The following is a 13,453-nucleotide window of genomic DNA, read 5'->3' on the forward strand; positions in this document are numbered from 1 at the left end:
TTGAAGTAATCCATCGGGTGGTTCATGAGAATACCCTCGATTCTGCGTACTTCCTTTTCTTGATAGTCGCAGGCACGCCCACTGCCACCGAGTCGTCCGGTACATCGATCAGCACCACGGCATTGGCACCAATCACGACATTGTTACCAATGCGGATATTGCCCAGCACCTTGGCCCCCGCACCGATATCAACATTGTTACCCATCACCGGAGCAATCGGCTCACTCACATTCTTGAGGCCCACGACGACGCCATTGCGAATACGGCAATCATCGCCGAACTGCGCATAGCCACTGATCACGATTCCGCCGAAGTGATCGATAACGAAGTTGCGCCCGACTACAACTTCACACGGCAGCTCGATACCCGTGACAATCTGCACCAGTTTGAAGAGTACTTTGTATATAAAGGAGAACACCTTACGTAACAGTGCCGGTCGCACACAGTAACGCCAGCGCCCAAAGCGATAAACCACCATCACCCAAAACCCCTGAGCCCCCCAGTCTCCGGCGTATGCACGCAAGTCCGCACGTATGTTTTCGAACATAACTGGCTCTACCGTGTTGGTTGGCTAGCGAATTTGGTATCACGCAGCAACGCCCAGGTCACACGAGTATGCTGCCAACACGCCCCTAAAGCGGCCAGACCGCGGCCTTTCAATAGCGCCTTGAGCGCCAAAATCAGATCACCCAAACTCACCAGTAGCATATGTGAGGCCAAACCAGGCAGACCATGGTGCTTGCGGAAGTACAAAAGCTCACTTTCGATTTGTAACGTGGGTAGCTGGCGACCAACCGCATTGAGCTTGTCAACAGACTTGGCACTTTCACCGCCGATATGCACCACCGTGGTATGCGGGTAATAAACCACCTTCCAGCCCGCCTGTTTAACGCGTTTGCAGTGATCTATCTCCTCGAAGTAAAGGAAGTAGCGCGGGTCGAACAAGCCAACCTGGTCGATGACTTCACGGCGGATCAGGTAATAGCACCCGGGCACCCAGTCGCACTCACGCACCGAAGCATGATCCCAGGCCATGTCGTCGACTCTTTTCACCATAGGGAAAAAGCGTTCAAGCCCTGTATGCGAAAGGAAGACATTCAACGGCGTTGGAAAATAGCGACAGGAGGGCTGTAAATCTCCCTCTCGTCCCACCAACCGAACGCCGAGGACACCGCAATCGGGATGAGTCTCCATGTACTCGAGGGTCTTGCTCAGGGTATCCGCAGCAACAAAGGCGTCGGTATTGAGAAGCAACGCATACTTGCCCTGCAGGTGTTCAACCAATTGATTATTGGCACGCCCAAAGCCAACATTGTTTTCATTGGCCAGTTGCAATGCCTCTGGACAAATAGTTGCCATACACTCCAGCGAATTATCGGCAGAGGCATTATCCACCACTAAATAGCGCGTGTGATCCACACTATTTGACTGGCGTAACGCATTAAACATCGGTTGCAACAGCGCCGCTGTATTGTAATTAACTACCAACACGTCAAGGGGAGCGCTAACCATTGGGTTGCTCGCCAAAAAAGTGTTGCGCTCTCATTGCTATAAGCTTCGGTTCAAGTGCCGGGTCGTATACACCACTGCGCTGCCTGATAAGGTCAATCCACGGATAAGTGGCGCTACGCTCTTCTACTTTCGCCAACACCTCTTCCATTGTACAAATAACCTTGGCTGGATTACCCGCAACCACTACTCCAGGCGGAACATCTTTTACGACTACAGCACCGGCTGCAACAATCGAATCAGGACCAATAGTCACACGCGGCATGATGATAGAACCATAGCCGATAAAACAATTATCACGTATATCGATAGCGCCGACAGAGTCAAGTTTTTTACCATAGCGCACCTCGAGCAAGCCGACTATTCCATCGTGACCGAATAGCGTGCAACAAGATAAACCTACATTATTTCCGAGTCGTACTAGCGAAGGGTCAGTTATATTGGCAGCAGGATTGATCCATACGCCTTTACCGATGGAGTGCAGCCCCCCCCACCGAACCATATGTTTAGCCCATTCATATCCGTCCGGCTTACAGAATTTTTTATAGAGCGAGGTCCCATGCCCCGTTGTTTTTGCAATATGAGCAATAATACGCTTTAGTAGACCAATCATCCTGTCAGCCTCAATAATTCAGCGATAGACATCTGTGCCAGAGTTAGATACACCCTGATTCTTCATTACCACTACCCTAAGAGTAGACGCTTCCCTAAAATCCAACACTCAAATAATCCACACATGCTCCCCCCTTCATGAATATCTGCCCACCCCGGGCCCCATCTGATGGTTGAGATAATCTGCCAGCCTTAGAGCGAGTTGCAAAAGAGGCATCGTGGGGTTACAGGCACCGCCTGTAGCGAAAACACTGCTTCCCGCAACGTAAAGATTCTCAACACCAAACACTTTGCAGTTCTCGTCGACCACACCAAACTCAGGCGAAGTCGCCATCCGCGTGGTCCCCATATGATGAGCATGGGGATTGAGCTTCAGTGGTAAATCGACGTCATACACAAACTCTTCCAACTTGACGAAGCCCAGCCCTGTGTCGGCAAAACACTTTGCCACTTCGAGCCCTATAGACTTGACGGTTTCCCTGTCTGCAGGAGTTAGCTCCCAATGAATCTTGACCTTCCTCATCCCTAACGCATCTCGCTCGTCGAGCAATGAGATGCGGCTATCAGGGTTGGGAAACTGCTCGATCAGCGTGCCGAGCACACCATCTCCAGGGCAATCGAACTTGGCAATAAATTCAACCTTGCGCTCCGCACCCACTTCGCAAACGAGGTTCTCGAAAAAGCTCTTGATGGAAGCCATTCGCCCATAGGATTTCACTTCAGCTACAAGCGTGGCCGTCACATTCCCTTTACCTGACTTGTGCTGCATCACGAACGCATCGGTCGTGAAGTACTGCCGAGCATCTGTACCCTGCCCGTCTTTCAGGATGAAGTTTCCCATTTCGACGTTCAGGTGTTCCATGAAACATCTACCGACGAAACCATCCTTGCTTACGATACCGCCAGCTGCCAGGGACTCGCTGTTGAGCAGGTGCCTGGCATTCTCGATCGCGCCTGTCGCCAGAATGAATTGTTTTGCCGTGACTCGCTCTCGATGCAACTCGTAGTCCGAGACGACTATCGTTGTTATGCGGCCGGTCTCGCTGTCGAATTCAAGATCGACGCAATTGCAATGGATGAAGACATCCAGCCCCTCGGTCTCATTAAGTTCCCTGGCATATTTTTGTGCAAATCGCGTCGGCGGGCTTAGCAGAAAACGATCAGCGTCAAAGTCGGTGCCATCCAAAGTCGCATTGATAGCCTTGAATCCGGAGTGCGGCGGAAGATCGACAATATCCATGGCCGCCGACAGATTGCGCTCGATCTCGGAAAACGCGATGGGCCAACCGGGCACGGGCACCGGAGGGCCTACGGTAAAGTCCGACTTTTCGAATGGACGGCATCGCCCGGCCCAGTGATTGGAGGTCCCGCCAAGAAAGCGCAGGCGTGTTTCATGAGCGTAGACCTCGAGGCCTGACGATGAGACCGTGTAGAGGCTCTGCGAAGCCGGCGAATACTCGTGCCCGCCGCCCTCAACAAGCACCACACGCCGACCATTACCGGCTAAACGCAAGGCCAGCGTAATACCGGCCGGCCCACCGCCTATGATGCAGACGTCATAGTGGTCGCGGAGTTCTTTCTGCGATTGGTAGTCTTTGATCATGCTTGTGTTTGCCGAAAATGCCGGGCAGGCAGCACCCATCCGTTGATGACAACAAACTCGGATTTAGCAGCAGAAGGCCGGGCAACGGCTTTGGAAAATCCGAATATGAGCCCTCCAATACTCAATAAAGCAGAAGCCTGGAGGAAGCCTCTGCGCCCCATCACAGAGGTATTCAAATCAGTTTCTCTCATGATTCAAAGCTCCACGACATCAAGATTACGTTGGAAATTTCAACCACACATCAAGGCCATATTTTTTTTGGCGACCGCCATCAATACCTCAATGGCGACGCTGTGCCACAGCTTTGGAAACATCAAGAGAAACAGATCAGATCAAAGCCATTTAAAAAGATCCGTCAATAGTTCCCCACACAAAGCCCCCACCGCCAGCATAGGCAGCACTACCAGCTCACGCTTGAGACTGAACAGCCCCAGACGACAATTGACATAAAAAACCAGGATAAGCGTAGGGAACGTGTACAGGGCAGCGCCCCAAATCGCATATTTGACCCCACCAATCGCCAGCAGCAGAGGCAGCAGCACCCACAACGAGACCACGCGAATAATGTTATCGATAGCCTGGTACTTGGTGAGTCCCAAGGCAATCCAGACCTGATTCGCCAGCAGGTAGCGCATGGTGAAAAAAGAGAGTGAAAGAATGGCCATCATGTTGCCGGCCTCAGCGTAACGCTCATCGTACAAGATGCTGATGAGCAGGGGACTGCCGGTCAGGAACAGTCCACAGAGGAACAGGCAGGCAAGATCGAGCATCAATTTCAAGCGGTAGTACAAAGCGTGGAGCCGTACGGTGTCATTAGTTCTTGAGGCCTCACTGAAGGCCGGCAAGGCCACGGCCCCGACTATCTTTTGCAACGCAAGCTGAACAGCTCCCAAAATCAGCACGGCAATGGAGTAAACGCCCAGTTCAGCGGGCGTCATGCTGCCGCCGAACCAGACACGATCACCGTACATGGCCAATACGCCCACTGCCGACGACAACAGTATCCAACGGCCGAAGCCGACTAATTCATCGAGCGCAGAACGCTCCCACTGCAGACGGTTAGAAGGGCCCTCAAACCAGAAATGCCCCAACAGCGTGTTGACCATCGATTGGATCAGACCTGCAATCACCAGCGACCAGATGGACCTGGTGAAGTAACCGATGCCCAGCATGACCACCAGCCCCACGACCTGAGACCCAAACTCGGTGAGCACCACTTTTTTTTGCTGGAAAGCGCGCACTGCCAGGTCGATTTTGGTCGACTGAAAGCCAACGATGATTGCCGAGAAACCGGTCACGGCCAACACCAGCGGCAACTCGGGTGCGGCGTAGGTGGAATTGGGCGACCACAGATTAATGGTCTGTGCATACCAGGCGAGGGCCGCGAGGAGAAGTGTCGAAGCAAAAAGGATAAAGCCGCGCACGATCTGCACGGTCCAGATGGTATTGAGAAACACCGGATCGTCGCCCCGCGGGCTCTGGATGATGTTCTGGCGCAAGCCGACATCGGAAAGCATGTGCAGAACCAGAGAAACGGTGATGGCGATCATCATGATGCCGAACATCTCCGGCATCAGCAGACGGGCCATTATCAGGTTGCCGCCCAAGCGAAAGGCTTGAGACGTAACCAGCGCCCCCAGATTCCATGCCCCGGCAGAAATCGCTCGCTTACGAAGGCCCAACGTTGGCGACAAATCAACTAACGACATAACATCATCCCCGGACTCAATGGCTCAAAAGGAACTATAGTCGCGTCTGGCCATTCCACTAGTCGTCGCTCATCAATCAATAAGTCCAATCATCCATGCCTGAGCACTTCCGCGCGTTAATCGTCATTCTGGTCCTTGCTGGCATCGTTTTTGCCATGGCACGTCGACCAGCAGCAGACCTGATTCCCGACCGTAATTTCACTCGTCGGCGCAATCTGTGGTTCGTATTGACGCTACTGGCATTTGTTTCGCACAGTTTCTGGGTGTACGCAGGCATTGCCGCGATCATTCTGACCTTCGCACGAAAAAACGAACGCAATCCCGTGGCGTTGTTTTTCCTGCTGCTGTTTCTCATCCCGCCGTCCCCGGCGGAAATTCCCGGCTTCGGCCTGATCAACTATTTTGTTGTCCTTAACCATATTCGTCTGCTGGCACTGTGTGTATTGCTTCCGGCTTTTTTGGCTCTGCGCAAGCGCGCCGACACGGTCCCTTTCGGGCGCACCTGGCCTGACAAACTGTTAGCCGCCTACCTCCTGCTGACGAGTTTGCTTTTGCTGCGCGAAACCACCGTCACCGACACCTTGCGCCAAATGCTCTACCTGCTCCTCGAAGTTTTTTTGCCTTACTACGTTGCCAGCCGGGCGCTGAAGAACCGCAGCGACTTCAAGGACGCTCTGTTCGGTTTTGTACTCGCCGCCATGGTGCTGTCGCTTATAGGTCTCTTCGAATATTCCAAGCGCTGGCAGCTGTACAGCGCGGTTGTCAACGCCATGGGCATGCAATGGGATCCCGGCTACTTGAGCCGTGGTGGCTCATTACGCGCCAGCGCCACTACCGGCCAGGCCATTGCGCTGGGCTTCGTCATCAGCGTGGCCATCGGCTTTTACCTGTACATACAGGAGGAGGTACGTAGCAAATTGCAGCGCAGCCTCGGCGCACTGTTGCTCGCCGGTGGTCTGTTCGCACCGCTGTCGCGTGGCCCCTGGATCGGTGCAGCCGTCATCATCGTCGTGTTCATCGGCACCGGCCGTAAAGCGATTAAACGCCTGATGCTGCTGGCCGCCGCCGGGGGGCTCGCCCTTCCCTTGCTGGCCGTCGTACCGGGCGGGCAAAAAGTGCTTGATCTGCTACCGTTTATCGGCACGGTGGAAGTGGAAAATATCACCTACCGGCAGCGCTTGATTGATAACGCCGTGATCGTTATCCAGCGCAACCCTTGGCTGGGTTCTTTCAATTTCCGCAGCACACCGGAAATGCAGTCCATGATTCAGGGCCAGGGGATCATCGATATCGTGAACACCTATATCGGCATAGCGCTGTCGTTCGGTTTGATTGGTTTGACGCTTTTCGTGGTTTTTTTCGTCAGTGTTCTGCAGGGCATCCGCAAGGGGATGCGTTCGTTCCCCAACGAAGACGATGAGGCACGCCGACTCGGACGTGCACTTCTGGCGACACTGGCCGGGATCCTGATCACCATCGTTACCGTTAGCAGTATCACGGTAATCCCCGTGGTGTATTGGTCGGTGGCTGGACTGGGCGTCGCCTACGCTCAGATGGCACGCAGGCTCAAGCACACCTCGACGGCCGTCACGGCGAGCGCCCACCTCCAACTCAGGTAGAACCCATGATCCAGTTGTTTCGTCGCCCCCGGATACTGCTCCTGCCACTGCTGTTTTTTGCTATTTGGCCGTTTCGTACCTGGGCGTCGGACTGGGTCGTCAGTGTGGATGAGCGCAATGGCCTGCCAATGCTGGCGCGTGGTGGCAGTCCGGTAATTGCTACGACATTCTCGTTCTTTGGGCGCAACTGGGACTGGACGTATTTGCAGACCGAATTCAAGGTACATACCCCTTATCGATACTCCCTTGCAGGCAAAAACAAAGCGCTGGATTTCGACTTGACTGCGCAGATTCAGAAGCAAGACGAGCAAAAGCTGACCTGGACCTTTGCCCTGGATGCACACAGCGGGATGTCGGGCGTTTCAGGTGGCGGCATCGTCTTCGAATTCGACCCCGCTCTTTTCGCTGGAGAAATGGGCGAGCCCACTTTGCTACCCGACAACCGCGGCTGGACCTGGGGCAATGCACAAGGACGACGCATCGAAATGCGCTTCGAGCCCGCACTGGCGGGTGTGTACTTTGAACCGGGCAGTAAATCCGAGGTGCGTGCTTTTTTCTACAAGAACACGATCAAACCTGGCCGCCAGGACTTCACAGCCACCTTGAGCGTTTCTGGCGATGTGGCGGTCGGCCCGACCACAACCGAGCGCTTCGGATTGTCGGACCCAAAGAGCTGGCCGACTGACAAGCTCGACTGGAAAACCTCGCCGGTCGACCTGTCCTTTCTCAACGCTCAGGAAAAACCTGCAGGCAAGCGCGGCTTCATCAAAGCCTCGGGCGAGCAATTGCTATTTGCCGACAACACAGCGGCGCGTTTCTGGGGCACCAACCTTTCGGCCTACACGCTGTTCCTCACATCAGACGATGCAATCAAGCTGCAGGCCAAACGCCTGTCGGCACTGGGCTTCAATCTTGTACGACTGCACCACCATGACTCGCCATGGGTCTTCCCGAACATCTTTGGCGACGGCAGGGTCACGCGCAGCACCACCCAGCAATTGAGCCCGGAATCGCTGAAAAAAATCGACTGGTGGATCAAGTGCCTGAAAGACGAAGGCATTTATGTGTGGCTCGATCTGCACGTCCAGCGAGTCTTTACTGAAAACGACAACATTTATGGCTTCGATGAATTGCCAAAAGAAGAACAGAATTTTACCTATCTCAAGGGCTATTCCTATGTGAATCTCACCATTCAGAAAGCCATGAAGCGCTTTACCGAAGCCTACATGACCCATGTAAACAGCTATACCGGTCTCGCCTACAAAGACGACCCGGCGATTGCCGCCGTACTGATCACCAACGAAAACGACGTCACCAACCACTTTGGCAACGCCCTGTTGCCAGACAAGAATGTGCCGAAGCACAACCGCGTCTACATGGCGGAGGCCGAGGCTTTTGCCAAACAGCACAATCTGTCTGCAAACCAGACCTGGCGCTCCTGGGAGCCAGGCCCCTCCAAGCTGTTCCTTAACGATCTGGAGCGACGTTTCAACGTCGACATGATTCAAAACCTGCGTGGAATAGGCGTGAAGGTTCCCATCGCCACGACCAGTAGCTGGGGCCGCAATGGTCTGAACTCCCTGCCGGCCCTTACTGCCGGCGACGTAATAGATGTCCATAGTTACGGGGGCTCGGGGCAGATAGAGAAAAACCCGCTCTACAGCGACGGCATAGTGAATTGGATTGCCGCCGGCCAGGTCATCGGCAAACCCTTGACCGTCACCGAGTGGAACAATGAGCCCTTCCCGACACCAGACCGCCATTCGCTGCCACTCTATATCGCCGGCACCGCCCGCCACCAAGGCTGGGATGCACTGATGCAATATGCCTACAGCCAGGAGCCATTGGGGGGCCAAGGGATGAGTGCCAACAACTGGCACGCCTATAACGACCCTGCAATGCTGGCCACCCTGCCCGCCGCCGCCTTGCTTTATCGCCGTGCAGACGTTCGCGAAGCAACAACGACCTACGTCTTCGCGCCGACGCCAGGCACCCTGTTCAACCAAATGATCACACCGGCCAACTCTGCTCTACTGCGCACAGCCATGGAGAAAGGCAAGCTGGAAATCGCGATGCCACAGACGCCGGAATTGCCTTGGTTGCAACAGAGCGTTATCCCAAGCAATGCACAGGAATTTCACGACCCTGACCAGTCGCTGCTGGACGCCAATGCCATCGAGTCCACGACCGACACGGGAGAGCTAAAGCGCAACTGGAAACAAGGCGTCTACACCATTAATACACCGCGTACCCAGGCCGCTACGGGCTGGATCGGCGGCGAATCGATCAGCCTGGGCAACATTAAGGTTCAAGTGAAGACTGCCAACGCCAGTGTGGTGGTGCAAAGTCTGGACGACGCGCCTTTGGGCCGATCGCAGGATTTACTGATTTCGTTAGGCACCCGCGCCATTCCCCAAGACGACGACAAAATACCTTTTTACGTTGAGCCCCTCGAGGGCACGCTAACCATCCAGGCGCCGAAAGGCTTGACACTGTTCACCCACGGCATTCTGGGGCAAATGAAGAAGCTGCCCGCGACCTACCTTGATGGCCGCTACACAATCAAGTTCGACGGCTTGCAGGCGTCGAACTGGTTGTTTTTGAAAAAAGACGTCACGCAAGCACAACCTTAGGCGATGCGCAGCCGACCTCAACCTGATGGAACAACGCCTTGCGGCGTTGTTCCGCGAGGGCTATTTAAAGGGCGTCAAAATCAAACGATGGAACATAGCCTGCGCCGAGCAGATGTGGACATTTCGACGATACAAAATCATCACTTAATAAGTCATCCGAACTTCTGTACTTACTCGTGAAAACCCCTGTGATATTTAAAAGAGTATGTGGCAAGGAGGATATGCTGATTTTCTGACTTTCTCTTTCCTTCAACTTTAAAAGCTTGAGCGATTGTTGGCTTGAAACATTATCGGATGCCCAGATAAATGCCGAAACCGAAAGATCATATTTATTGCCAATTCCATGACCCAAGAGCCCTCGACTGTCGTCCATCATGTTTTCACCATGATCCGATGAATAAAATAAGACGGATGGTTTTTTGCTTGACTTCAATCGATCAATAATTGTGCTCAATAGCCAGTCCGTATACAAAATACTATTGTCATATTCCGCGGTAATTTTGTCTTTGAAGCTGTCTGTTGATGGCTTGAATTTATCGACGTTTTCCGGGTATCGGCGTGAATACTCGAAATGACTGCCCTTGACATGAATGAATATGGCTTTCTTTTCTGTACCGCTTTTATTCAGTATTTTTTCATATTCTGAAATCAATGCTCCATCATAGCTTCTCTCAAAATACTGACGGTATTGTGCCTCTGCGGCTATTTGTGGAATTATTCCGGCAAAACTATCAACCTCCTGCACAGACAACCAATAGGTCATGTACCCGGCTGCGCGATAGATACTCACCAATGATTTTGTTGACGCAATGGCGTCCCAATCCGATATAGGCTCAAGGCTAAGCATTGAAGGAACCGCAAACGAGGTATAGGGAGCTGTCGTGCAGATCTGATTAAATTTGAAAAGCCCCGCCTGCTTACCGAGATTCGGGGTTGTTTCCTTGTTATAGCCGTAGAGGGACCAGTTCTGCGGCCGTGATGACTCACCGATTACAAAAACGATGGTTTCTATATTGGATTGATTCGACAGGCTGGTTATTTTTACACCGGATTCCCGACGGCGCTTGATAAGCTCCTCCGTCCCCAAATACAAATTTGCAGTCAGGGCAATCTGCGATAAATAACCTACTGGCGTGCTTTGATCTTTTGCAAGGAGATCCATGACTGCAGATTTCCCGAAAAAATTAAGTTTGACGGTTTTATAAAAATACGCCCCATAGCCCACTAACAAGGCGCTAACAACCAAAACAAAAATACCCTTGTTTTTATATAATTCGCGCTTATGCAGGCCGATTAATCCAGCCCCATAGCAAAATATGAAAATCACCAGAACGATACTAATTGGCTGCCAATAGGTCGGCAGAAATTCGCTTGCCTCCTGATAGTTTGTCATGCCAATAAATATATAGGCAGCTGTTAATCTCGAGTTGAAATTCAACACCAAAAAGAGATCAACAGCTGCAACCAAATAGAACGGCAGCAGAATGATGTGAACTTTGAATTGATTGGATGAAATAAATCTAATTGCCAAAAGCCACAACATCGAAATACCAAGGGTGTAAAAGACCAATAAATCAATTTTAGAGTATTGATAGCTTGTTAGCGCTCTAACAATCAACGGTGATAGCAGAAATGACCACAATACTAAATTTGGCCATTCTGCTTTAAATATTTTTAATGAGTAATCGATAATTTTGGCAGGATTTTTCATTTGATTATTATTCTCGCAGGATGCCCATATGCTTCCTCAGAGGGTAGCTCCAATTGGCGCTCTCGCGGTATCTTGTTCAAAATAATCTCTCCTTTGGCGCTCCAAACGTAGCGAGTCGCAAGGCTTGGCACAGTTCACCCTTGGCATTCTGGAGCAAATGAAGAAGCTGCCCGCGACCTGCCTTGATGGCCGTTATACAATCAAGTTCGACTTGCAGGGTTCGAGCTGGTTGTTTTTGAAAAAAGGTGTCACCCAGGGCAAGCTTGCACAGCGATAGTGCCCCGGAAAATCGGAGATCAGGATGAAATTTTTGGTGGTGGGTGGCGCGGGTTATATCGGCTCGCACATGGTGAAGCAGCTACTGAGTGCGGGTCACGATCTTGTGGTGGCAGACAATTTCTCAACGGGTTATCGCAGCGTGTTGAGGGGCGGGACGTTGGTCGAACTGGACATAGCCGACGAACAGGCGCTGGACGCCCTGTTTGCGGGACACCATTTTGATGCCGTGTTCCACTTCGCCTCCTTTATACAGGTGGGCGAATCCGTCGCTGAACCTGCCAAGTACTATCAAAACAACTTCGCCGCCACCCTGACGCTGCTCCAGGCGATGGTTCGCGCCGGGGTTAAAAACTTCATTTTTTCCTCGACCGCCGCCGTCTACGGTGACCCGGTGTATGTACCCATCGACGAGGAGCATCCCAAGGCCGCAATCAACCCTTATGGTCGCAGCAAGTGGATGGTGGAGCAGATGCTTGAAGATTTCGACCGCGCATACGGGCTGAAATCGGTCTGCCTGCGCTACTTCAACGCCGCCGGAGCAGACCCTGAAGGACAGTTAGGTGAACGCCATGAACCGGAAACCCACCTGCTGCCCCTGATCTTGCAAGCAGCCTCCGGACGGCGCGCAACCATCACCGTCTATGGCCGTGATTACGACACGCCTGACGGCACTTGCATTCGCGACTACGTCCACGTTGTCGACCTCGTTGCCGCTCACGCGCTTGCCGTGGATTATCTGCTGGCAGGGGGTGCAAGCACGGCGTTCAACCTCGGTAACGGTCAAGGTTTCTCAGTACAGCAAGTGATAGATACCGCGCGCTACGTGACCGGCCAGGCTATCACTGTCAGCGAAGCGCCACGTCGCGCGGGCGATCCACCACGCCTTGTGGCCGATCCCCGCAGGGCCAACACATTACTTGGCTGGCAACCGCAATTTGGCTCACTTGAACAGATAGTGACGCACGCCTGGAGCTGGGAGCAGAAGTACCCTTGGCACTGACCGTCGGCGCTAGCCAATAGCGCCGATCTCCTGCGGGTGATGCTCTAGTAGTAAGAGCGGTTTTCGGGCTCGGCTTTGTTCAGCACCGTGCCAATTAGATTGGCTGTCCCAAGATGATGCAGGCTTTCCTCGATCTCTTTCTTGCTGTTCAATCCGTTAGCGACAACGAGCAGGACGCAGTCGAACCTGGGCAGGACGTTAATCACATCATCCGAACTCAACAACGGCGGCAAGTCGAAAATCACGATGCGTGAGTTGTAACGCTCGCGCAGATCAGCAATCAAATGGCTCACTGCAGGCGATGACAACACCTCGGTGGAAAGAGGAATTGGCTCACGCGTCGGCAGGACCACAAAGCGCGGCAAGGTCGGATTGACCAGTACTTCTTGCAGTTCAGCTTCATCTGCCAACAATTCATTAAGCGATTTATCCATCGGCAGACCCAGATACTCACCCACCTTCGGACGACGCAAGTCGAAGTCCACCAGTAACGCCGTCTTGGTCGTGTGATGCGCGATACTCATCGCCAGGTTTATAGCCAACACCGTCTTGCCTGCCCCCGGAGTCGGCGAGGTGATGGCGAGCGTGCGCCAGCCATTTTCTTCCATGATTTTCAGCACTTGCGTACGCAGTAGATCGAATGCTCCGCCCATATTCGAATTTTTGTTGTAAGCCACAATGCGGTTGCGCTCAAGGTGATCTGGTCGCAAAGGTACAACCTTGGTTTGCACATAACTGAGAGCATTCAGACCTGTGGACTGCGCGGTCGGTGTCATGG

General features: G+C 52.9%; 12 protein-coding genes. 4 read left to right on the forward strand and 8 right to left on the reverse strand.

The genetic code is table 11. The features are described from left to right. Positions 1-22 precede the first annotated feature (22 nt). The 6 genes from FQ187_RS12335 to FQ187_RS12360 all read right to left on the reverse strand — a co-directional run bounded on the left by FQ187_RS12335 (position 23) and on the right by FQ187_RS12360 (position 5,433). Entirely contained in the window at positions 23-547 is a 525-nt protein-coding gene (locus tag FQ187_RS12335) for a serine O-acetyltransferase (RefSeq protein WP_149629685.1), read from the reverse strand. Between the two features lie 8 nt (positions 548-555). After that, entirely contained in the window at positions 556-1,512 is a 957-nt protein-coding gene (locus tag FQ187_RS12340) for a glycosyltransferase family 2 protein (RefSeq protein ID WP_149629686.1), read from the reverse strand. After that, positions 1,505-2,122, reverse strand: coding sequence for an acyltransferase (locus tag FQ187_RS12345; protein WP_129436671.1), 618 nt, complete (start codon positions 2,120-2,122; stop codon positions 1,505-1,507). The genes FQ187_RS12340 and FQ187_RS12345 overlap by 8 nt, the downstream gene beginning before the upstream one ends. A gap of 135 nt (positions 2,123-2,257) precedes the next feature. After that, positions 2,258-3,724 (reverse strand): FAD-dependent oxidoreductase, encoded by a 1,467-nt coding sequence (locus FQ187_RS12350; RefSeq protein ID WP_149629687.1) that lies wholly within the window; start codon positions 3,722-3,724, stop codon positions 2,258-2,260. Continuing rightward, entirely contained in the window at positions 3,721-3,915 is a 195-nt protein-coding gene (locus FQ187_RS12355; RefSeq protein WP_129436673.1) for a hypothetical protein, read from the reverse strand. The genes FQ187_RS12350 and FQ187_RS12355 overlap by 4 nt, the downstream gene beginning before the upstream one ends. Positions 3,916-4,056: 141 nt before the next feature. Beyond that, entirely contained in the window at positions 4,057-5,433 is a 1,377-nt protein-coding gene (locus FQ187_RS12360) for an oligosaccharide flippase family protein (RefSeq protein ID WP_129436674.1), read from the reverse strand. A gap of 95 nt (positions 5,434-5,528) precedes the next feature. Between FQ187_RS12360 and FQ187_RS12365 the strand changes: the two genes are divergently transcribed. Beyond that, complete coding sequence (locus FQ187_RS12365; RefSeq protein WP_149629688.1) at positions 5,529-7,052, forward strand: O-antigen ligase; 1,524 nt, start codon at positions 5,529-5,531, stop codon at positions 7,050-7,052. Between the two features lie 5 nt (positions 7,053-7,057). Beyond that, positions 7,058-9,685 (forward strand): glycosyl hydrolase family 5, encoded by a 2,628-nt coding sequence (locus tag FQ187_RS12370; RefSeq protein WP_149629711.1) that lies wholly within the window; start codon positions 7,058-7,060, stop codon positions 9,683-9,685. A 64-nt stretch (positions 9,686-9,749) separates the two neighbouring features. Here the strand turns inward: FQ187_RS12370 and FQ187_RS12375 are convergent, their stop codons facing one another. Next, positions 9,750-11,396: a phosphoethanolamine transferase gene (locus FQ187_RS12375; RefSeq protein WP_149629689.1), complete on the reverse strand. Its 1,647-nt coding sequence runs from the start codon at positions 11,394-11,396 to the stop codon at positions 9,750-9,752. A gap of 124 nt (positions 11,397-11,520) precedes the next feature. On the opposite strand from FQ187_RS12375, the gene FQ187_RS29955 reads away from it, so the two are divergent. Both FQ187_RS29955 and galE read left to right on the forward strand, forming a co-directional pair. After that, on the forward strand, positions 11,521-11,673 hold the full coding sequence (locus FQ187_RS29955) for a hypothetical protein (RefSeq protein ID WP_178122713.1): 153 nt from the start codon (positions 11,521-11,523) through the stop codon (positions 11,671-11,673). A 24-nt stretch (positions 11,674-11,697) separates the two neighbouring features. Next, a complete protein-coding gene (gene galE, locus FQ187_RS12380) occupies positions 11,698-12,675 on the forward strand; it encodes a UDP-glucose 4-epimerase GalE (RefSeq protein WP_149629690.1) in 978 nt (325 codons plus the stop codon). Positions 12,676-12,719: 44 nt separating this feature from the next. Here the strand turns inward: galE and FQ187_RS12385 are convergent, their stop codons facing one another. Beyond that, entirely contained in the window at positions 12,720-13,451 is a 732-nt protein-coding gene (locus FQ187_RS12385) for a CpsD/CapB family tyrosine-protein kinase (protein WP_256667305.1), read from the reverse strand. Between the last annotated feature and the right edge of the window lie 2 nt (positions 13,452-13,453).

Source organism: Pseudomonas sp. ANT_J28 (assembly GCF_008370005.1).
GTDB classification, from domain to species: Bacteria; Pseudomonadota; Gammaproteobacteria; order Pseudomonadales; family Pseudomonadaceae; genus Aquipseudomonas; species Aquipseudomonas frigoris.